The sequence below is a fragment of the Streptomyces sp. 11-1-2 genome (assembly GCF_003595545.1).
In the GTDB taxonomy this organism is placed as follows: domain Bacteria; phylum Actinomycetota; class Actinomycetes; order Streptomycetales; family Streptomycetaceae; genus Streptomyces; species Streptomyces hygroscopicus_B.
The window spans coordinates 7,542,899-7,562,767 of sequence record NZ_CP022545.1 but is presented as its reverse complement, the minus strand read 5'-3'; the positions used below and the strand labels follow the sequence as shown (position 1 = coordinate 7,562,767).

The 19,869-nt window shown below is 72.0% G+C and carries 17 protein-coding genes; 7 read left to right on the top strand and 10 right to left on the bottom strand.

Annotated features, from left to right (window positions below; all coding sequences use genetic code 11):
- The first annotated feature begins 200 nt into the window (after positions 1–200).
- Entirely contained in the window at positions 201–869 is a 669-nt protein-coding gene (locus CGL27_RS32610; protein ID WP_119991561.1) for a glycoside hydrolase family 25 protein, read from the top strand.
- Between the two features lie 46 nt (positions 870–915).
- Positions 916–1,224, top strand: coding sequence for a hypothetical protein (locus CGL27_RS32605; protein ID WP_119991560.1), 309 nt, complete (start codon positions 916–918; stop codon positions 1,222–1,224).
- A 103-nt stretch (positions 1,225–1,327) separates the two neighbouring features.
- Here CGL27_RS32605 and CGL27_RS32600 read toward each other — a convergent pair whose 3' ends face one another.
- The 5 genes from CGL27_RS32600 to CGL27_RS32580 all read right to left on the bottom strand — a co-directional run bounded on the left by CGL27_RS32600 (position 1,328) and on the right by CGL27_RS32580 (position 5,700).
- A complete protein-coding gene (locus tag CGL27_RS32600; protein ID WP_014055044.1) occupies positions 1,328–1,558 on the bottom strand; it encodes an EF-hand domain-containing protein in 231 nt (76 codons plus the stop codon).
- A 140-nt stretch (positions 1,559–1,698) separates the two neighbouring features.
- Positions 1,699–2,349 carry a peptidoglycan recognition family protein gene (locus tag CGL27_RS32595; protein ID WP_119991559.1) on the bottom strand — a complete coding sequence of 217 codons (651 nt, stop codon included), beginning with the start codon at positions 2,347–2,349 and terminating at the stop codon, positions 1,699–1,701.
- Between the two features lie 442 nt (positions 2,350–2,791).
- On the bottom strand, positions 2,792–3,295 hold the full coding sequence (locus tag CGL27_RS32590) for an ATP-binding protein (protein ID WP_162953114.1): 504 nt from the start codon (positions 3,293–3,295) through the stop codon (positions 2,792–2,794).
- Positions 3,296–3,573: 278 nt separating this feature from the next.
- Positions 3,574–4,341: an enoyl-CoA hydratase-related protein gene (locus CGL27_RS32585; RefSeq protein WP_078643825.1), complete on the bottom strand. Its 768-nt coding sequence runs from the start codon at positions 4,339–4,341 to the stop codon at positions 3,574–3,576.
- Between the two features lie 138 nt (positions 4,342–4,479).
- Positions 4,480–5,700: an Ig-like domain-containing protein gene (locus CGL27_RS32580; RefSeq protein WP_119994660.1), complete on the bottom strand. Its 1,221-nt coding sequence runs from the start codon at positions 5,698–5,700 to the stop codon at positions 4,480–4,482.
- 413 nt (positions 5,701–6,113) lie between these two features.
- Between CGL27_RS32580 and glgX the strand changes: the two genes are divergently transcribed.
- From glgX to CGL27_RS32565, 3 genes are read left to right on the top strand one after another with little or no spacing between them, the layout of a single operon-like run.
- Positions 6,114–8,378, top strand: coding sequence for a glycogen debranching protein GlgX (gene glgX, locus CGL27_RS32575; protein ID WP_240451023.1), 2,265 nt, complete (start codon positions 6,114–6,116; stop codon positions 8,376–8,378).
- A gap of 34 nt (positions 8,379–8,412) precedes the next feature.
- On the top strand, positions 8,413–10,266 hold the full coding sequence (locus CGL27_RS32570) for an ABC transporter ATP-binding protein (protein ID WP_119991556.1): 1,854 nt from the start codon (positions 8,413–8,415) through the stop codon (positions 10,264–10,266).
- Positions 10,263–12,134, top strand: a complete 1,872-nt coding sequence (locus CGL27_RS32565; protein WP_119991555.1) for an ABC transporter ATP-binding protein — start codon at positions 10,263–10,265, stop codon at positions 12,132–12,134. Before CGL27_RS32570 ends, CGL27_RS32565 begins: the two co-directional genes overlap by 4 nt.
- Before the next feature lie 303 nt (positions 12,135–12,437).
- On the opposite strand, the gene CGL27_RS32560 is transcribed toward CGL27_RS32565, so the two are convergent.
- The 4 genes from CGL27_RS32560 to CGL27_RS32545 all read right to left on the bottom strand — a co-directional run bounded on the left by CGL27_RS32560 (position 12,438) and on the right by CGL27_RS32545 (position 17,202).
- A complete protein-coding gene (locus CGL27_RS32560) occupies positions 12,438–13,130 on the bottom strand; it encodes an aspartate/glutamate racemase family protein (protein ID WP_240450721.1) in 693 nt (230 codons plus the stop codon).
- Between the two features lie 545 nt (positions 13,131–13,675).
- The gene (locus tag CGL27_RS32555) at positions 13,676–14,455 is read right to left on the bottom strand and encodes an AroM family protein (RefSeq protein ID WP_346345751.1); all 780 of its coding nucleotides are present in this window, start codon (positions 14,453–14,455) and stop codon (positions 13,676–13,678) included.
- 25 nt (positions 14,456–14,480) lie between these two features.
- A complete protein-coding gene (locus CGL27_RS32550; protein ID WP_119991554.1) occupies positions 14,481–16,178 on the bottom strand; it encodes an OPT family oligopeptide transporter in 1,698 nt (565 codons plus the stop codon).
- A 61-nt stretch (positions 16,179–16,239) separates the two neighbouring features.
- Positions 16,240–17,202: a DUF1177 domain-containing protein gene (locus tag CGL27_RS32545; protein ID WP_078643814.1), complete on the bottom strand. Its 963-nt coding sequence runs from the start codon at positions 17,200–17,202 to the stop codon at positions 16,240–16,242.
- Between the two features lie 301 nt (positions 17,203–17,503).
- Here CGL27_RS32545 and CGL27_RS32540 point away from each other — a divergent pair, with 301 nt between their 5' ends.
- Together CGL27_RS32540 and pepE are read left to right on the top strand one after the other, a co-directional pair.
- Positions 17,504–18,307 carry an IclR family transcriptional regulator gene (locus tag CGL27_RS32540; RefSeq protein ID WP_119991553.1) on the top strand — a complete coding sequence of 268 codons (804 nt, stop codon included), beginning with the start codon at positions 17,504–17,506 and terminating at the stop codon, positions 18,305–18,307.
- Between the two features lie 113 nt (positions 18,308–18,420).
- Positions 18,421–19,158: a dipeptidase PepE gene (gene pepE / locus CGL27_RS32535; protein ID WP_119991552.1), complete on the top strand. Its 738-nt coding sequence runs from the start codon at positions 18,421–18,423 to the stop codon at positions 19,156–19,158.
- Positions 19,159–19,175: 17 nt separating this feature from the next.
- On the opposite strand, the gene CGL27_RS32530 is transcribed toward pepE, so the two are convergent.
- A complete protein-coding gene (locus tag CGL27_RS32530) occupies positions 19,176–19,700 on the bottom strand; it encodes a DinB family protein (RefSeq protein ID WP_162953113.1) in 525 nt (174 codons plus the stop codon).
- Between the last annotated feature and the right edge of the window lie 169 nt (positions 19,701–19,869).

Genomic DNA, 19,869 nt, shown 5'->3' with positions numbered 1-19,869 from the left:
CAAACCCTCGGGTCCGCTTCTCTTTGTGGCCGTTCGGTCGGCCTGCCCCGTTGCTCCGGCGTGCCCGTTCCCTCGGCGTGCCGCTCCCCCGGCGTGGGCCCGAACGCCTGCGGACCGCGATCTCGTCCCAGTAGGGTCCTCCGTACGAGAGGGGGAATAACACCCGTGTATTCACTCGTTCTTGACCCGAGGTAGGCGCCATGCTGCACGGCATCGACGTGAGTTCGCACCAGACCACCTTCGACGCGGACGGACTGGCCTTCGTCTTCATCAAGGCCACCGAAGGCCGGTCGTACATCAACCCGAAGCAGTCCTCGCAGGCGTCCCGGGCGCGGAAGGCGGGATGCGTCGTCGGCTTCTACCACTTCCTGTGGCCGGGCAACATCACGGCGCAGGCGCAGTACTTCGTCGAGAAGTGCGCGTCCCAGAAGCACGATCTGCTCGCCGTGGACTGGGAGACCACCGGTTCCGGCACCCGCGCCAGCAACGCCGAGAAGGACCGGTTCATCCGCGAGGTCAAGAAGCTGCGCCCCACGCACCGCGTGATGCTCTACTGCAACCGGAGCTTCTGGCTCAACTACGACACCACGTCCTACGCCGGGGACGGCCTGTGGATAGCGGACTATGTGACGGCGGGCAAGCCGCGCATCAAGGCGAAGTGGCGGATCCACCAGTACACCGACCGCCCGCTGGACAAGGACGTGGCGAACTTCTCCAGTAAGGCCGCGCTGCAGGCGTGGGCCGATCCCAGCCGGGCCGCGCTCACCGCGGAGGAGACGGAGGACGCCGAGGACGTCCACCTGACGGCGGGTGCGGACGACGCGGGCGGTGCCGAAGGTGGCGAAGAGGCGCGGGAGGGCGGGGTCTGACCGGGCCCTCGGGGCGTTGTCGGTGGGTGCGCCTACGCTGCCCGGTATGAGTTACGCAGACCTGCGCGAACTCCGCAGCGCGCTCACCACCGCGTCGGACATCGCCTTCTCGCTGGACGCCGCGCCCTCCGAGCCGGAGACCGAGCTGCTCACCGACGCCTTGCGCCGGGCGCTCGCCGCCGCGGGGTCGCTGACCGCCGAGCGCGGTGCCACGGGCTGTCCCGAGCATCCGCGCGGGGCCGTCGATCCGCTGTACGGGGATCCGGAGGATCCGCTGCCGCCCGGCTACGGCCGCTGTCTGCTGTGCAACGACCGCAGACGGCGGGCGAGCGCACAGCGGCGCGGCTGGCGCTGACGCGCCGGCCGTGCCGCCATGTTCGGCTCGTTGCCGCCATGCGGCCCGTTGCCGCCATGCGGCCCGTTGCTGCCATGCAGCCCGTTGCCGCCATGCGGCCCGTTCAGCCGGTCTTGCTGCCGTCCTTGTTCTGGGCCGCCCAGAACTCGTCGAAGGTGAGCAGCCCGTCACCGTTGGCGTCGTGGGCGTTGATGACGGCCTGGGCGACGGGCTCCGTGACATACGGGTCCCCCAGCTGCGCCATCACGCTCTTGTACTCGGCCGCGGTGATCTGGCCGTCACCGTTGAGGTCATACCGCTCGAACGCCTTGCGCGCCGCCTCGATGTCCGCCACCTGTTCCGCCCCTTCCGTGCGTGTGTTTGACCCGCACAGATTAGCGGTCGGCGGCGGCCGGCCCGTCGCCCGCGTCGCGATGTACACGACATAAGCGGCGCACGCGGCGTTCGCTACTTTCGCTACGTTCGCCAGGTTCGCTACCTTCGCCAGGTTCGCGGCGCGTAGGCTTTGTTGACCAGGGACATGTAGCGGTCCCAGTCCCACAGCGGGCCGGGGTCGGTGTGATCGGCTCCGGGGACCTCCACATGGCCGATGATGTGGTCGCGGGTCTTGGGGATGCCGAAGCGGTCGCAGACGGCCGCGGTCAGGGCGGCGGACGAGGCGTACATCTCGTCCGTGAACCACTTGGGGTCGTCCACCCAGCCCTCGTGCTCGATGCCGATGCTGCGGTTGTTGTAGTCCTTGTTCCCGGCGTGCCAGGCGACGTCCTTCTCCCGGACGAACTGCCCGATATAGCCGTCGGCCGAGGCGACCATGTAGTGGGTGGAGACCTGCTTGGCCGGGTCCTGGAAGATCTTCATCGCGTCCGGGAAGGTCTCCTGCGTCACATGGATGACGATGAAGTCGATCGGATACGAGGTCGGGCGGCTGGAGACGCGGTAGTTGGAGGTGGCGGCGGGGATCCAGTGGGTGGGGGGATAGGCGGCCGCGCGGCGGCGGCGTCTGTCGTCGGCGTGGGCGGTGGTGGCGGTAGCTGCGGTGGCGGTGAGTCCGGTGGCGGCGGTGGCGAGATAGGCGCCCGAGCGGAGCAGGGCGCGCCGGGTGGAGGTGCGGCCGTGCGCTTCCATGGGGGGTCTCCCGAATGGCGTAGCCGGGACAGAGGGGGTGATGCGTGGGGGGTGTGACGCGCGTAGCGCTGTTCCATGGTGAGTGCTGGGCAGGGCCATGCCAAGAACCGACAAGCAAAGAAAGATTTCGTGTCACGGTCTGGACCACTGGAGATTCATCAGAAAGAGGTCGACAACAAAGGAAAATCGCCCCCCTACCCGCCATTAGCAAGGCAAGTGTTACAGCTCACCTTGGATTGGCTTGGAAGTGATCTACCGCCTCTGCGATAGTCGGGGCCGCGACCCCATTGACCCGAGCGAGGTCGCTTCCCCCGAATGCCATGACGAACACCCCTTTCGTGCCATGGCCGGGGACGAAAAGAGGTCCCCGTGTCGTCGGCGCACGACGACGCGGGGACCCTTTTCACGCTCCGCGCCGAGGTCCGCACCGGCGCTCGCGCGGTCAGTTTTCGGCCACGCGCATCTCGAACCAGGTCGTCTTGCCGCACGGCAGCAGATCGACCCCCCACCGCTGGGAGAGCTGGTCGACCAGCGTCAGCCCGCGCCCGCTGGTGTCGAGCTCCCCCACCGGAAGCAGGCACGGCAGCCCACGGGAGGGGTCACGGACCTCGATCCGGATCCAGCCACGCCGCCGCAGCATCCGCAGCCCGAAGGTGCGGGCGCCGGTATGCCGTACGGCGTTGCCCACCAGCTCGGAGACGAGCAGCACGGTGTGCTCGGCGAGCTGAAGGCCCAGCCCCCAGTCGCGCGCCACCACGAATTCGGCCAGCCGGCGGGCGGTCGCCGCGGACTCGGGACGGGAGGGCAGCCGCACCTCCTCGGCCGCGGGGTTTCCAAAGAGGTCAAGCGCCCTGCGGGCCCGCTCGTCCTCGACGGACGGCACCCCCCGCACCGCAGCCGTACCAGTGCGCTGCTGCGGCTGCTCCATTCCCTCCAAGCCCGCCATGCCCCCCATCATGGCCGCCCAAAAGGCCATCCGGGGCGGAACCATGGGATCCCGAACCACCGGAGCCCCAGGCTCCACAAACCCGATCCGACATATGCCAAAGGCAGTTGGGGCACCACAACACCCCGGCTGACCAGCGATGTCACCGCGCATACGCGTGATCACCCAGCGTACCGGACCGGGTCATCCAAGGGTCAACCGCTGGCGAAGAAAATTCGCTCGCACGGGGCATACCCGGCTCCGTGAACCGGGCCGAGACGATCGGAACCGGTCAGGTATCAGCGGAACGTGGCCTTACCCGGCCCGTCCTCGACAAAGCTGCGCATCCCGATCTCCCGGTCCTCGGTGGCGAACAGCCCGGCGAACCAGGTCCGTTCGATGGCGAGGCCGCTGTCGAGGTCCGTCTCCAGCCCCCGGTCCACCGACTCCTTGGCCGCGCGCAGCGCGATCGCCGGGCCCCGGGCCAGCCTCGCCGCCCAGGCGTGGGCCTGCTCGTAGACCTCCTCGGCCGGTACGACCCGGTCCACCAGGCCGATGGTGAGCGCCTCGTCGGCCTTGACCTGACGGCCCGTGAAGATGAGGTCCTTGGCCTTGGCCGGGCCGACCAGCCGGGCCAGCCGCTGGGTGCCGCCCGCGCCCGGGATCAGGCCGAGCAGGATCTCGGGCTGGCCCAACTTGGCGTTCTCCGCGGCGATCCGGAAGTCGGCGCACAGCGCCAGCTCGCAGCCGCCGCCGAGGGCGTAGCCGGTGACGGCGGCGACCACGGGCTTGGGGATCCGGGCCACGGCGGTGAAGGAATCCTGCAGATCACCGGAGCGGGCCACCATCGCGGCGTGGTCCATCTCCCGCATCTCCTTGATGTCCGCGCCGGCCGCGAACACCTTCTCGCCGCCCCAGATGACCACGGCGCGCACATCGTCGCGGCGGGTCACCTCGGCGGCGAGCTCCCGCAGCCGGTCCTGGGTGGCGGTGTCGAGCGCGTTCATCGGGGGGCGGTCAAGGCGGAAGGTGGCAACGCCGTCGGCAACCTCGAGATTCACAGTCATGAGCGCAGGTTAGCGCCCGCTAACACGGGAGCGGTGGGCCGGGGCGGTGCCATAACGCGGGGACGCGGGGACGCCGGTGATGTCGGGGCCGCCGGGGGCCGGAACCGGGGCACCAGGCGCCCCCGCTCCGGCACGGGGTCATGCCTTCCACTTCTCCCAGGACATGTTCCAGCCGTTGAGCCCGTTGTCCGGCTGGACGGTCTCGTCATGCGAGTTCTTCACGATGACCACATCGCCGATGATCGATTTGCGGAAGAACCAGGACGCCGGGGTGGCGGAGTCCCCGCCGCCACGCTGATCGAACAGGCCCACACAGCCGTGGCTGACATTGGACGAGCCGAACGTGGCCTGGCCCGCCCAGTAGTTGCCGTGGATGAAGGTGCCGGAGGTCGACAGGCGCATCGCATGCGGCACGTCCTTGATGTCGTACTCCCCGTCGAAGCCGACCGTGGCGCCGTCCATCCGCGTCACCGGATGCTTCTCGCTGATCACCATTTTGCCGTTGTAGGTCTCGTGGCCGGGCGCGCCCGAGGTGATGGGGAGGGTCTTGATGGTCTTGCCGTCCCGCTTGACCGTCATCTTCTTGGACTTGGCGTCGACGACCGAGATCTGGCTGCGGCCGATGGTGAACGTCACGGACTTCCGCTGCTCGCCGTACACCCCCGGCCTGCCCTCGATCCCGTCCAGATCCAGACTGAGCGTCACCTTGGTGCCGGGCTTCCAGTACTTCTCCGGACGGAAGTCCAGCCGGTCGTTGCCGAACCAGTGGCTCGCGAGCGGCACCGACGGCGAGGCGCTGACCTTTATTCCCTTCTCCACGGCCGCCGGGTGGGTGATACCGCGGTTGAAGTGGAGCGAGACGGGCATGCCGACGCCGACCGTCGAGCCGTCCTCCGGGGTGTAGATGCCCACGAAGGTCTTCTTGGGACGCAGGGTGGTGAAGGTCGCGTGCCGGGTCGTGGTCAGGCCGTCGGTGTCCTTGGCGACCGCGTCCACGGTGTAGGTGGTGTCCGAGCGGAGATGGGCGGCGGGCAGCCAGCTCTTCCCGTCCTCGCCGACCTTCCCCTCGACCGCGGCGCCCTTGGCGTCCTCGACCTTGACCGAGGACAGGGTGCCCTTCGCCGAGGTGACCTTCAGCGCACCGCTGGTGTCCACGCCCTTCGCGCCGTCCTTGGGCGCGATCGTCACCACGGCCCGCGAGGTCTTCGGCCGGCCGTCGCCCTTGCCGTCCTCGCCCTTCTTACCGTCGTCGGAGCCACCGCCCCCGCCGCACGCGGCCACTGCCATGAGCAACGCCCCGAGCAGCAGCGCGAGAAGCCCCTTGCGGCCGCCGCCCGCCGCCCTCGGTATCCACCGCATCGTCACAACAGCTCTCCCTCCCCCGGAGCCGCGCCCCCGCGGCAAGCCCGATCACGCGCAGGCGCGCCTGGCGATAGGTAATCACACGCCACCGACAGTGGACTTCCCCTCGTTGGTCACGGTTCAGTCGCAGGCGGGAGCGGGTCACGGGACGATCGGCCCATGCCGGGCGGCGGTGGGGCACCGGGAAACGTGCGAGTCGGCGGGATTGCGGGCAGAACAGGTGGGAGAGCGTGGGCCAGGGTCCGTGCGGTACGGGACACCGCGGGGCCCGCCGGCCCGCCATGAGGTGCTGCCCGCCTTCCCTCCGTCGGGGCGGAGGCGGTTGGCCGCGAGCCGCGGAGGCCGATGTGTCCAGTGCAGCCGGGCAGGAGACACGCGACGGCGTCCCCGGACGCCCCTCGGCGGCGGCGATGGGCCGACTCGTCGGCCATCGCCCCACAGCGCTCGCCCCGCGGCGCGACCGGAGCACCGCCCCGGCGGCGGGCCCCGCCGTGCGGCCGGGCAGCGCGGAGCCGCTCGGCGCCCGCCCCTGCCGGGGGCCCGACGGGGTGTGGGGGACCAACTTCGCGCTGTGGGCGGGCGGTGCGGAGGCCGTCGACCTGTGCCTGTTCGACGACGACGGCCACGAGCTGCGCTGCCCGCTCACCGAGCTAACCCACGAGGTCTGGCACGGCTTCGTCCCCGGTGTGCTGCCCGGCCGGCGGTACGGCTACCGCGTGCACGGCCGCTGGGACCCCTGGACCGGCGCCCGCTGGAATCCGGCGAAGCTGCTGCTGGATCCGTATGCCCGCGCCGTGGACGGGGACTTCGCGCTGCCCGCCGAGGTCTACGGACATATGCGGGACTGGCCGCAGCAGCATGTGGCGGACACCGTCCGGGACGACCGCGACTCCGCCCCGTACGTCCCCAAGGGCGTGGTCGTCGGCGACGACACGGCGGACGGCGCGCCCGACGAGTGGACGGCGGACCGGCGGCCCAAGACGCCCTGGGCCGAGTCGGTGATCTACGAACTCCATGTGCGCGGCTTCACCATGCGCCACCCCGGGGTGCCGCCCGAACTGCGCGGCACCTACGCGGGGCTGGCGCATCCGGCGGCGATCGAGCACCTGACCCGGCTGGGGGTCACGGCCGTCGAGCTGCTGCCGGTGCATCAGTTCGCCCATGAGGACCATCTGCTGCGGCGGGGCTTACGCAACTACTGGGGCTACAACTCCATCGGCTACTTCGCGCCGCACGCCGGATACGCGGCCGGCGGCACCCGGGGCCAGCAGGTCGGGGAGTTCCGGCGGATGGTGCGCGCCCTGCACGCCGCCGGGATCGAGGTGATTCTCGACGTCGTCTACAACCACACCGCCGAGGCCAATGAGCTGGGCCCCACCCTCTCGCTGCGCGGTATCGACAACCGCGGCTACTACCGCCTCCAGCAGGACCCCCGCCGCTACGCCGACTTCACCGGCTGCGGCAACACCCTGCACGTCCTGCAGCCACAGGTGCTGCGGCTGGTCACCGACTCGCTGCGCTACTGGGTCACCGAAATGGGGGTGGACGGCTTCCGCTTCGACCTGGCCAGCGCGCTCGCCCGCGCCGCGCACGGCGTGGACATGCTCTCGCCCTTCCTGGCCGTGATCGCGCAGGATCCCGTACTGCGCCGGGTCAAGCTGATCGCGGAGCCGTGGGACGTGGGCTCCGGCGGCTATCAGGTGGGCGCCTTCCCGCCGCTGTGGGCGGAGTGGAACGACCGCTACCGCGACGCGGTGCGGGACTTCTGGCGCGGGGCGCTGCCCGACGTCCGCGATCTGGGCTATCGGCTCTCGGGCTCCAGCGATCTGTACGCGTGGAGCGGCCGCCGCCCGTACGCCTCGGTCAACTTCATCACCGCGCACGACGGTTTCACCCTGCGCGACCTGGTCTCCTACGAGCGCAAGCACAACGAGGCCAACGGGGAGGGCAATCGCGACGGCACCCCCGACAACCGCGCCTGGAACTGCGGCGCCGAGGGCGAGACCGACGACCCGGAGATCCGCGCGCTGCGCCGCCGCCAGCTCCGCAATCTGCTGGCCACCCTGCTGCTGTCCACCGGGGTGCCGATGCTGGTCGCGGGCGATGAGCTGGGCCGCACCCAGGGCGGCAACAACAACGCGTACTGCCAGGACAACGAGACCGGCTGGCTCGACTGGTCGCTGCTCGACGACCCCGGCTGGCGCGCCCTTACCGAGCTCACCGCCCGGCTGATACGGCTGCGCCGGGCCCATCCGGTGCTGCGCCGCCCGGCCTTCTTCTCCGGCCTGGCCCGGCCCCCCGAGGGGCTGCGCGATCTGGCGTGGTTCACCCCGCACGGCACCGAGATGACCGAATCCGACTGGTACGCGCCGACGACCGCCCTCGGCGCCTATCTGTCGGGCCGCGATCTGCCCCAGCGCGATCCGCACGGTACCCCGGTCACGGACGACAGTTTCCTGGCGCTGCTGCACGCGGGCCCGCTGCCGCTCTCCTTCACCCTGCCCGGACCGCCCTGGGCCCGGGGGTACGAGCTCCTCCTGGACACGGCCCGTGAGGACCAGGAGGCGCCCCCGGGCACACGGCTCGCGGCGGGCGCCCCCATCGAGCTCCCAGCGCGCTCGGTCCTGCTGCTGCGCGCCCTCGACGCCACGGACCTACGCCAAAAAACCGAGTGAGCACTGTCAGTGGCGGACCGTAGTCTCCCCACTGATGGCTGTGACGAGTGAACCCCGCGCCCAGGAAGGCGGTGCCGCCCCGCGGCACCGCTCCGCCACGCGTTCGCTCCTGCGGCTGTGGCCATATGTGCGCCCGGTGCGGGTGCGGCTGTTCGGCGCGGCCGGGGTGGCGGTCGTGGCCTCCTGTATGGGGCTGGTCATCCCGCTGGTCCTCAAGTGGATGGTGGACGGGCCGGTGGCCCACCGGGACCCGGGCGGGGTCTGGCTGGGCGGTGCGCTGCTGCTCGCCCTCGGCACGGCCGAGGCCGCGCTCTTCGGGCTGCGGCGCTGGCTGGTGGGGCGGCCCCTGGCCTCCGTCGAGGCCGCGATGCGCGCCGATCTCTACCGCCATCTGCAGCGGCTGCCGGTCTCCTTCCACGACCGCTGGGCGTCGGGCCAGCTGCTGTCGCGGGCCACCACCGATCTGATGCTGCTGCGGATGTTCCTGGCCTTCCCGCTCACCTTCCTGGTGGTCAACGGGGTCACCATCCTGGCCGGATTCGCCATTTTGCTGTCGCAGGAGTGGACGCTGGGCCTGGTCCTGGTGGTCCCGGCGGTGCCGCTGGTGATCCTCTGCTCGTTGTTCGAGAAGCGGTATGCGACGGTGGCCCGCGCCGTGCAGGACCAGACCGGCGATCTGACGACGGTCGTCGAGGAGGGCGTGCTGGGCGTCCGCATCGTCAAGGGCTTCGGCCGCCACCGCAGCCAGGCCCACGCCTTCCGCACCCTGTCCCAGCAGGTCCGCTCCACCGAGCTGCACAAGGCACGGCTGCTGGCCACGCTCTGGGCGCTGATCATGACCCTGCCGGAGCTGGCGATCGGCGCGGCGCTGGTGCTCGGCACGATGCGGGTCGCCGACGGGGATCTGTCGGCGGGCACGCTGGTCGCCTTCCTCTCCACCGCCCTGACGCTGCGCTGGCCCGTGGAGTCCCTGGGCTTCCTCCTCGCGATGAGCCAGGACGCGGCGACGGCCACCGACCGCTATTTCGACGTCATGGACGCGGAGCCGGCCACCGCGGCCGACCGGCCCCGGCCCGCGCGGCCGCTGCGGCGCGGCGAGAACGGCGAGGAGGGCGAAGGCGGCGAGGACAGCGGGGGCGGGCTCCGGTTCGAGGGGGTGGAGTTCGCCTACGCGGACGCGCCGCCGGAGGAGCCGCCCGTGCTGCGCGGGGTCGATCTCCACATCCGGCCCGGCGAGACCATGGCGCTGGTCGGGGCGACAGGATCCGGAAAGACCACCCTTACCGCTCTCGTCCCCCGGCTCCAGGAGATCACGCGCGGGCGGATCACCCTCGACGGCCGGGACATCACCGCCCTCCCCCGGGAGGAGCTGCGCGCCCTGGTGGCCGTCGCGTTCGAGGAGCCCACGCTGTTCTCCGCCACCGCCGGGGAGAACGTCCTCATGGGCGCCACCGACGCGGGCCGGGAGGAGCTGCTGCGGGCCCTGAAGGTGGCGCAGGCCGATTTCGTGCACGCCCTGCCGGAGGGCACCGACACCGAGGTCGGCGAGCAGGGGCTCAGCCTGTCCGGCGGTCAGCGGCAGCGGCTCGCGCTGGCGCGGGCCGTCGTGGGCGGCCCCCGGTTCCTGGTCCTCGACGATCCGCTGTCCGCCCTCGATGTGCACACCGAAGCGCTGGTGGAGGCGGCACTGCGGCAGGTGCTGGCGGCCACGACCGCGCTGGTCGTCGCGCACCGGCCGTCCACCGTGCTGCTCGCCGACCGGGTCGCGCTGCTGTCGGAGGGCCGGATCACCGCCGTCGGCACCCATCAGCGGCTGCTGCGGGAGAGCGCGGAGTACCGGTCGCTGATGTCCGGGCAGGAACGCGAGGAGGGGGAGAGCAGCCCATGACGACGGTCGAGGAGGAGCGGGAGAGCACGGACGACGGGGGCAGGGGCGAGGACAGGGACGAGGGCCGGGCGCCGTCGTCCGGCCCGTTCGACCGCGATGTCCTGCCGGTGCCCAAGGGCGCGTCGCCGGCCCTGCTGCGTTCGCTGCTCTCGCCGCGCCGGCGGCGGGTCTGGCTGGCGGCCGTCCTGCTGCTGCTCCAGCAGGCCGCCGTCCAGGCGGGTCCGCTGCTCGTCGCGTACGCCATCGACCAAGCCGTGCCCGCCCTCCGCGACGGCGCCCACGGCCCGCTGATCGCCGTCGGCGCGATCTATCTGGGCTGTGCGCTCGCCTCCGGGGCGCTGCAGTACGCGTTCATCCGCTTCTCCGCCCGGATCAGCCAGGACGTGCTGCTGGATCTGCGCGGCCGGATCTTCCGCCATGCCCAGGCGCTGAGCGTGGACTTCCACGAGCGCTATACCTCCGGCCGGCTGATCTCCCGGGCCACGACCGACGTCGAGTCGCTGCGCGAGCTGCTCAGCGAGGGCCTGGAGGAGCTGCTCGGGGTCGCGCTGTCGGTGGTCTACATCTCCATCACGCTGCTGTATCTCGACTGGGGGCTGGGCGGGGCGGCCGTGCTCTCCTTCTGGCCGCTGTATCTGCTGATCCGCTCCTTCCAGCGGCGCTCCATGCGGGTGTACCGCAAGCGGTCGACGGCCATCGCGGCGGTGATCGTGACGTTCACCGAGACCATGAACGGCATCCGTCCCGTGCAGGCGTTCCGCCGCGAGCGCGCCAACGACGCGCGCTTCGGCGAGCTGAACCACCGCCATGAGCGCGCCAACGGGGACGCGATCCTGGAGATGGCCCGCTATGTGGTCAGCTCCCGGCTGGTCGCCAACGCGGTGGTGGCCGCCATCGTGCTCTGGGGCGCCTACCGGGTGGCCTCCGGTTCGCTCGCGCTCGGGGTGCTCGCCGCGGCCGCGCTGTATCTGCGCAGGCTGTACGACCCGATCGACCGCCTGGGGATGTTCCTCAACTCCTACCAGTCGGCGGCCGCCTCACTGGAGAAGATCGCGGGCCTGCTGGCCCAGCGCCCCTCCGTCCCCGAGCCCGCCGACCCCAGGCCGCTGCCCCCGCGCCCGACGAAGGCCCCCGGCCGAGAGGTGGTCTTCGACGGGGTGCGCTTCGCCTATCGCACCGGCGGCGAGGTGCTGCCCCGCTTCGACCTCACGCTGCCCGCCGGGCAGACGCTCGCGGTGGTCGGGGCGACCGGCGCGGGCAAGTCCACCCTCGCCAAGCTGCTGGCCCGCTTCTACGACCCCAGCGACGGCCGGGTGCTGCTCGACGGGGTGGATCTACGCGATCTGGCCATGCCCGAACTGCGGCGTGGTGTGGTCATGGTGACGCAGGAGGCGTTCCTGTTCTCCGGCACGATCGCCGAGAACATCGCCATCGGCCGCCCCGACGCCACCCGCGCCGAGATCGAGCAGGCGGCCAAGGCGATCGGCGCACACGACTTCGTCGCCGCCCTGCCCGACGGCTACGACACGGATGTGCGCAAGCGCGGCGGCCGGATCTCCGCCGGTCAGCGCCAACTGGTCGCGTTCGCCCGCGCGTTGCTCGCCAACCCGTCGGTCCTCATCCTCGACGAGGCCACCTCCTCCCTCGACATCCCGGGCGAGCGGGCGGTGCAGCGCGCCATGGACACGGTGCTGCGCGGCCGTACGGCAGTCGTCATCGCCCACCGGCTGTCGACCGTGGAGACGGCCGACCGGGTGCTGGTCATGGCCGACGGCCGGATCGTCGAGGACGGCCCGCCGGACCGACTGATCGCGGGCGAGGGCCGCTTCGCGGCGCTGCATCAGGCGTGGCGGGACAGCCTGGTGTGAGGCGCCGGGTCGGCCCGGCGAAGTCCGGCCCGGCGAGGGGTCCCTTACGGGCGCTCGGCCGCCGGGCGGTGCCTTACGGCCGCTCGGTCGTCGCGCGGAGCCGTAACCGGCCCGATCGGCGACCGCGCCGGATCCCTTACGACTGCTCAGTTGGCGCACGGATGCCTTACGGCCGCTCCGTCGCCACGCGGATCCCTTACGGCCCGATCAGCGACCGCGCGGAGCCCTTACGGCCGACCAGCTGGCGCACGGATGCCTTACGGGCCGCTCGGTCGCCATCGCCACGCGGCTCCTTACGGCTGCTCACTCGCCGTACGCGTAGGAGGCCAGCAGTCCGGCGGCGAGCACCGGGTCCACGACCGGGACGCCCAGCCGCTCCTCCAGCAGGGGGCGGATTCCAATGGTGTTGAGGCCGGTGCAGGCCAGGAGCAGAGTGTCCGCGCCCGACGCGACGAGCCCGGCCGCGGCCTCCAGCACCGCCGCGGGCCCCTCCGGGGCGAGCAGGTCGGTGGTGCGGTGGACGCCGTCGGGGCGGGCAGAGGCGGCGAAGTGGTCGCCGAGCACGGCGCGCACGGCGGGCGGTGCCTCGTCCCGGATGCCCAGCACGCCGATCCGGCTGCCGAGGCCCAGCGCGACGGCGGCAGCCGCCGAGCCCGCGCCGATGACCGGGATGCCGACGGCCTGGCGGGTCTTCTGGAGCGCCGGATCGGCGGCACAGCTGATGATCAGCGTCCGCGCTCCGGCATCGGCCAGCTCCCTGGCTAGGTCCACGATCTTGGGTTCGGCGCGGGCCTCGGAGTCGTCGTCATGGATGCCGTGCGGCTGGCTGGGGATGCACCGCGAGTCGGTCGGCAGGCCGTAGCGCCCCTCGATGGCCTTGCCGTGGGTGGCGACGGCGACGGGGTCCTCGCTGGTGAGGACGCGGATCACGCCGATGGGCCGGGCGGGGGCGTCGGACGAGGACACGGGTACGGACACGGACGAGGACACGGACACGGTGGACCTCCGGTGGGTCGGGCGCTACAGGGCGGGCGGAGGGTGCGGGTGGGGTGTGCGGTGACGTTACGGAGCGGCAGGGTGCGGGCAGATGCGCGGAGGCGATACGGGGCGGGCGGGTACGCGGAAGCCTTACCGGGCCGGTAGGTGCGCCTAGGCCTCACGGGGGCGAGCGAGTGGGCGGAGGCGATACGGGGTCGGCAGGAGGCGGGCAGATGCGCGAAGGCGTCACGGGGCGGGCGGGCACGCGGAAGCCTTACCGGGCGGGTAGGTGCGCCTGGGCCTCACGGGGGCGAGCGAGTGGGCGGAGGCGATACGGGGTCGGCAGGAGGCGGGCAGATGCGCGAAGGCGTCACGGGGCGGGCGGGCACGCGGAAGCCTTACGGGGCGGGTGGGTGCGCCTGGGCGTCACGGGGGCGACAGCATGTGGCCAGGTGCCCGGAGGCATTACGGGGTCGGCAGGATGCGGACAGACGCGCGGAGGCGCCGCGGGACGGCAGGGCGCGCCGCAGGACGGCAGGGTGCCCGGCGGCGCCGCGCGGGCGTCACGCCGAGGCCGCCACCACCTCTGCCGCCATCCTGACGGCGATGGCGCGGGCCAGCAGCACGGGGCGGCCCGTGGCCCGCAGGGCGGCGGTGCGCATCTGCTCCGTGTAGCCGATGCAGTCCAGGACGAGCCAGGAGCTGCCACGGTCCGCGAGGGTGCGCGCGGCGGCGGCGATGTCGTCCAGGACGCGCTCGGCGGGACCGTACGGATCGGCGGTCGCGGCCTGGACGCGGCCGGGCAGCAGCTCCGCCCAGCGCCGGGAGACGTCCTCGGCCTGGTCGGGGTGCGGGCAGACGATGCCCACGGGGTCGGTGCCCACGGTCGCGGCGACGGCCTGCTGCACCAGCGGTTCGGCGAACAGCAGGGGCCGCCGGGCCCGCACCGCCGGGAAGCGGCCGGTGCACAGCAGCAGGGTCGCGGCGGCGCCGTCGCGCTCCGCGCGGGCGACCGCGTCCGTGATGCGCGGGACGATCGCCCCGTGCCCGAGGAGTACCGAACGGCCGTCGCGCAGCCGGGAGACCAGTGGTGCCTCGCCGTCCTCGGGGGCCAGCAGCCGACGGGTCGCGGCCTCGGCGGCGCCGTCGAACCGTTCGGCGTCGAGCGCGCCGTGCTCGACCAGGCGCACCCCGGGCAGCAGCGGTTCGGCGTCCGGGCGGAGGTCGGCGCGCGGGGCCTGGCCGATGGTGACGAGGCCGAGGGCCGGGGTGCCCGCCGGGTGTTCGGGGTCCACGGTCTCCGTGGTGTCCATGTCGTCCACAGCGTGCGCGTCCTTTCTCACGGGGCCTTCCCTCACAGAACCTTCCTCACAGGGCCTTGGTGAGCTGGCCTACGTCGTTGAGGGAGCTTCCGGCGACGAGCCCCGCGCCGACCAGCGACAGGTCGTTCTCGGCCTGCTCGTCGGACTCCTTGCGCGCCTCCGCGTCGGTGATCCCGCGCCGCCGCCACAGGGTGTAGAGCTGGCGGACGACCAGGGCGCCGAGGACCATCCATCCGGCCTGGGGCGTGGCCACCAGAAGTCCGGTGGCCAGCAGGACGCCCATCTGCCGGGAGGGTCCGCCGAGGAGCTGGACGAGCGCGCCGGGGATCGCCCACAGCAGCATGGTGGTCATGGTGCCCGGTTCGAGGCCGGTCTTGATGGTGGTGACGTAGACCTCGGCGACCGGCGGCACCTTGCCCTCGGAGAAGAAGGTCTTCCAGGCGACGGCGACGACGACCAGCGCGACACCGAAGCCGACGAGCTGTGCGAGGTACTGCTGGCGCCGCCCCTCGATCTCGAAAGGCCGCCAGGGCGCGGCGTCCCGGCGCAGCAGCCAGCCCGCCTTGAAGTCGTAGCCGAGGTCGGCGAAGGCGGGGCCGGTGGAGGCCGTGTAGCCGACCAGCAGGGCGAGCGGCACGGTCGGGATGTGCAGCACCAGACCGATGATCAGGAAGATCAGGGTGACGGCGAAGGCCGGGAACCAGCCGGAGTGCATCGCCGCCAGCCCCACGATCAGCTGGTGGACGATGGCGGCGACACCGGCCAGCAGCACCCAGCCGACCAGGGCGGGCAGGGAGAGCTTGCCGACCACACCGCCCGCGATGGCGACCACGATCGCGCCGCAGACGAAGAGGCCCATGCCCTCCAGCAGTCCCCTGCGCAGCTGGGGGGCCTGGACCGTAAGACCGCCGTCGACATCCGGACCGTGGGCCGCCGGACCCTCGGCGGCCGGACCGTCGGCGGCCCCCTTCGCCCCGCCCTTCCGCGTCCGCATCAGCAGCAGCGCCTGGGTCAGGGCGACGAGCCCCGCGCCGATCATCAGCCCGTGCGGCACATGACGCGCGCCCAGGTCGAACCCGAACTCGGGGGCGTACTGCCCCACGGTCAGCCCGACGCCGAACATGGCGAGCGCCCAGATGTTGCCCAGGAACCCCACACCCGCGGCGCTGGTCGGCAGCTTGAACAGCGCGCCGACGAAGCCGATCACCGCGCCCGCGCCCAGGATCGCGGCCTTGCGCCCGCCGGTGTCCCCGGCCTTGATCGTCTCGGCCGCCGCGATCCCGGCCGGCCAGGAGCCGGTGGCGGGCAGCAGCTTGGAGTCGAACACCCGGTACAGCACCCAGCTGTCGACGGCCAGGCCGATGACGGCCCCGCCGAGCATGGGCCACACCAGGTCGTTACGCCCCAGGGCGAACGGCACCGCGATCGGGGTGAGCAGCGAGTTGGCCGCGGCGAAGGTGGAACCGGAGATCGCCGACTGCACCAGGTTCTGCCGGTGCTTGGAGCGCATCCGGGTCAGCACGCCGACCGGGATCCGGCCGATGAGCATCGCCACCAGGGCGCCGATCACGGCCGTGTTGGGCGACACCCCGAGCGAGGTGATCAGCACGATGCCGATCAGGGCGCCGAGGACCGACAGCACGATGGTGAGGACGAGGGTGACCGGCTCGAAGGCTCTGGGGTGCGACCGCGGTGGGGCGTCCGCGACCGAGGCGTCGGCGCCGGCCTGGGGGTTCGGGTTCATGGGGACTCCTGCGGGGTCCGGTAGGGACGGGTCGGTCACCCGTCCGCTGGGGACGGGTCGGTCACCCCGCCGGGGTGAGGGCCTGGAGGTGGGTCATGGGTCCGTACAGCTCGACCAGGCGCGCGAACTCCTCGGGGTCCAGGAAGCGGGCGACGCCGCGTCCGAACTCCTTCGCGGTCTCGACCGCGAATCGGGCCGCGACCGCGATGTCGGTCTCGTGGCTGGCGCCGGTGGCGCATCCGGCCACCGCGGAGCTCGCCGTGATCGCGAGGCCGACGACGGGGGCGGTGGTGGCGACGGCGGGCTGGAGGATGGAGTTGAGGTGGTGCACTCCGTTGCCGTACGGGGTGATGTCCTGCGTGGTGATCGGCAGGATGCGCGCCGACTCGCCGGTCACGCTCTCCAGGACGGCCACCAGGTCCTCGCTGACCCGCAGGATCCAGCCCTGGCAGACGGTCGGCGACAGGGCGACGCCGCGGTGGTTGAGCAGCCGGTTGCCCTTGGTGGTGTCGATGGAGACGACCGCGTCCATCGCGGGCGAGATCTCCTCGCGATTGCACACCAGGGTGTCCACCGGGGAGTCCATGAAGGGCACGGGGTCGTGCGGCTGGGTGGGGGCCCAGCCGGAGACGTGGGTGGAGAGCGTGACATCGCCGTCCAGGACGTCGCCGCGGGCGTGCATGTCCAGCAGCTTGGCCGCGGCGGACAGCGCCGCCACCGCCCCGTCGGCGTCCGAGACCAGCCCGATCCGCTCCGGGCGGGCCCCGACTCCGCCGAGCCGGCCGAGGATGCCCAGGGTCGGGGCGTCGCCGCCGCCCAGCTTGCCGCGGCGGCCGGGGACGGTGACGGAGACGAAGTCCGTGCTGCCCTTGTCGCCCTCGACGGTGCGCACCTCGACCTCGGGCGCCGTCTGCGGGTCGGCTCCGGCCGCGGCCTGGACCGCGCGCAGATGGTCGGCGAGGAGGGCGCCGCTGGTCTGCGGACGGTCGAGGAGTTCGATGATGTCAAGGACGTGTTTGAGCACGGCTGGCCTCTCACGGCGGGGTGATGCGGTTGGTGATGTGGTCGGTAATGCGGTCAGGGACGCCGTCGGCGATGTGATCGGCAGATGCGATCGGTAAGGCCGTCGGCGATGGCGTCGGTGAGGCGATCGGTGACGTCGATGGCCCGACCGGAGGAGCGGGGGAAGCGGCGCGCGGGGCGGGCACTGCCACCGGGCGTCGGCCTGGCCGGGGATCCGCCCGGCCGTCGGCTCCGCCAGGGTCCGCCGACGTCGCGCTGTGCGCAATGTTTTCTCGATATCCGAGAATGTTTACTCTTTCGTCATGCCTGAACAGAAGCCCGTAACCGGCACCCCGCCCCTCCAGACCGCGGACCGCGTGCTGAACGTGCTGCTCGCCTTCGACCGCGAGCGCCCCGAGTGGGGCGTCACCGAGATCGCCGAGGAGTTCGGGCTGGACAAGTCGGTGGCCCAGCGGCTGCTGGCCGCGCTGGCCTACCGGGGCTTCCTGGTGTCCGACAAGCGCTCACGCCGCTATCGGCTGGGCCCAGCGGTGTGGCATCTGTCCTGGGTGTGGGAGCGGGGCGGCGGCATGGCCAGCCTGGCCCGGCCGATCCTGGAGACGCTGGCCGGGACGGTCGGGGTGAACACGCTGTTCGCGGTCCCGGACGGGGTGCACATGCGCTGCGTCGCGGCGGTGGACGGGGCCACCGGTCCGCTGCGCTACTACGTGCTGGCGGGCGAGCTGTACCCGGCGCACGCCGGCGCCACCTCCCGCGCCTACTTCGGTATGCTCCCGCCCGGTGACCGGGCCGTGCTGCTGTACGGCCGCCCGATGGCGCGCTTCAGCGAGCACACGCCGACCGATCCGGTGCGGCTCGAGGAGCGCTTCTCCGAGGTGCGGCGCGACGGCTACGCCTACTCCGAGGGCGAGTACGATCCGGACAGCGCGGCGCTCGCGGCGCCGGTTCTGGTGGGCAGACGTCCGGTGGGCACCCTGACTCTGGCCGCCACCCCCGAGGTGCTGCGCCCCCGCCGGGAGCAGCTGATCGCGCCGCTGCTGCAGGGCGCCGCCGATCTGGGCAGGCTGCTGACGCCGACCCGGCCGCGGCGCGCCCCGCGCCGCTGAGTGGCGCGGCCTACCACCGCTCTCGACAATTCCCCCCAAATCCCCCCACTTCTCATTCGCTGCCCCAGCCCTCCGTTCCGCCGTTCCACCGTTCCGCCAGAAAGGCCCCCCTCATGCAGTTGCTGCTGCTGTCGAACTCCGCCGCGCCCGGCCGCGGCTATCTGGACCACGCACTCGAGGAGATCGCCTCGGTGCTGGACGGCGCGCGCCGGCTCGTCTTCGTGCCGTACGCGCTCGCCGACCACGACGGCTACACCGCCAAGGTGGCCACGGCCCTGGAGCCGCTGGGCGTGGAGGTCACCGGCGCGCACACCGCCGACGACCCGGCCGAGCTGGTACGCGGGGCGCAGGCGGTGTTCGTCGGCGGTGGCAACAGCTTCCGGCTGCTCAAGGCGTTGCACGAGCGCGATCTGATCCGGGCGATACGGGAACGGGTGGCCGCGGGCGCGGTCTACATGGGCTCCAGCGCGGGCACCAACATGGCCTGCCCGACCCTGCGCACCTCCAACGACATGCCCATCGTCCAGCCGCCCACCTTCGAGGCGCTGGGGCTGCTGCCGTTCCAGATCAACCCGCACTACCTCGACGCCGAGCCGGACACCGCCCATATGGGCGAGAGCCGGGCCCTGCGGCTCGAGCAGTTCCTGGAGGAGAACGACGTCCCCGTGGTCGGGCTGCGCGAGGGCACCTGGCTGCGCCGGAACGCGGACCGGCTGACGCTGGGCGGCATCGACGCCGGGGCGATCCTCTTCCGCAGGGGCGAGGACCCGGCGGAGCTGCGGCCCGGCGCCGATCTGAGCGCGCTGCTGCGGGAGGAGCCGCGCTTCGACTCCGCCGCGCACTCGTCCTGACCGCGGGGCCGGGCGTCTCACTCACCGACCGAGCCGTCGGCCAACTCCCGTACGACATCGAGCTGTCCGGCGTGGCGGGCGTACTCCTGGAGCAGGTGGAAGAGGATCCAGCCGAGCGTCGGGGCCTCGGCCTCGGTGGGGAACCGCCCGCCGATGGCCGCCCGCCGCTCCAGCGGTACGCCCGCGACGGTCGCCCGCGACCAGGCGCACTGCTCCTCGTACCGTGCCCGCACCTCGGCGGACGACATGCCCTCGGGGACCCGCCATCGGTCGTCGGGGCCGCGGTCGCCCCAGGGCTCGGCCACCTCCTCACCCAGGAATCCCCAGCGCAGCCAGCGCCGTTCGACATGGGTCAGATGGTGGAGCAGCTCCAACGGGGTCCAGCCGGACGGCAGTCGGCTGGTGCGCAGCTCGTGCTCCGAGAGGCCGTCGAGCTTGTTGGGCACGACGGAGCGGAAGTAGTCGAGATAGGCGCCGAGCATGTGGTGAGGCTCGGTCAGCGAATACGGAGGCTCGTCTATCGGATTCACGGGGTCGGACATGGGGGTGATGCTACGGAACGCCACCGACATCGGGCATTGCCGAATTTGACCGTAAATCACCGTCATGCGAACACGGCATAGCTGTCAACGGACGCTTTCCGGACAAGTTCTTGTCGCGATCCTGACAGGTCGAGTCCAGTGGTGCCACTCTTCCCTCGGCCGGGGGCGC

What these genes read in the sequence shown, in the direction of transcription:
- CGL27_RS32610 (WP_119991561.1), top strand. Translation starts at nt 201, where the DNA reads ATGCTGCACGGCATCGACGTGAGTTCGCACCAGACCACCTTCGACGCG.
- CGL27_RS32550 (WP_119991554.1), bottom strand. Translation starts at nt 16,178, where the DNA reads ATGAACCCGAACCCCCAGGCCGGCGCCGACGCCTCGGTCGCGGACGCC.
- CGL27_RS32595 (WP_119991559.1), bottom strand. Translation starts at nt 2,349, where the DNA reads ATGGAAGCGCACGGCCGCACCTCCACCCGGCGCGCCCTGCTCCGCTCG.
- glgX (WP_240451023.1), top strand. Translation starts at nt 6,114, where the DNA reads ATGGGCCGACTCGTCGGCCATCGCCCCACAGCGCTCGCCCCGCGGCGC.
- CGL27_RS32540 (WP_119991553.1), top strand. Translation starts at nt 17,504, where the DNA reads ATGCCTGAACAGAAGCCCGTAACCGGCACCCCGCCCCTCCAGACCGCG.
- CGL27_RS32605 (WP_119991560.1), top strand. Translation starts at nt 916, where the DNA reads ATGAGTTACGCAGACCTGCGCGAACTCCGCAGCGCGCTCACCACCGCG.
- CGL27_RS32580 (WP_119994660.1), bottom strand. Translation starts at nt 5,700, where the DNA reads ATGCGGTGGATACCGAGGGCGGCGGGCGGCGGCCGCAAGGGGCTTCTC.
- CGL27_RS32530 (WP_162953113.1), bottom strand. Translation starts at nt 19,700, where the DNA reads ATGTCCGACCCCGTGAATCCGATAGACGAGCCTCCGTATTCGCTGACC.
- pepE (WP_119991552.1), top strand. Translation starts at nt 18,421, where the DNA reads ATGCAGTTGCTGCTGCTGTCGAACTCCGCCGCGCCCGGCCGCGGCTAT.
- CGL27_RS32565 (WP_119991555.1), top strand. Translation starts at nt 10,263, where the DNA reads ATGACGACGGTCGAGGAGGAGCGGGAGAGCACGGACGACGGGGGCAGG.
- CGL27_RS32585 (WP_078643825.1), bottom strand. Translation starts at nt 4,341, where the DNA reads ATGACTGTGAATCTCGAGGTTGCCGACGGCGTTGCCACCTTCCGCCTT.
- CGL27_RS32570 (WP_119991556.1), top strand. Translation starts at nt 8,413, where the DNA reads ATGGCTGTGACGAGTGAACCCCGCGCCCAGGAAGGCGGTGCCGCCCCG.
- CGL27_RS32590 (WP_162953114.1), bottom strand. Translation starts at nt 3,295, where the DNA reads ATGGCGGGCTTGGAGGGAATGGAGCAGCCGCAGCAGCGCACTGGTACG.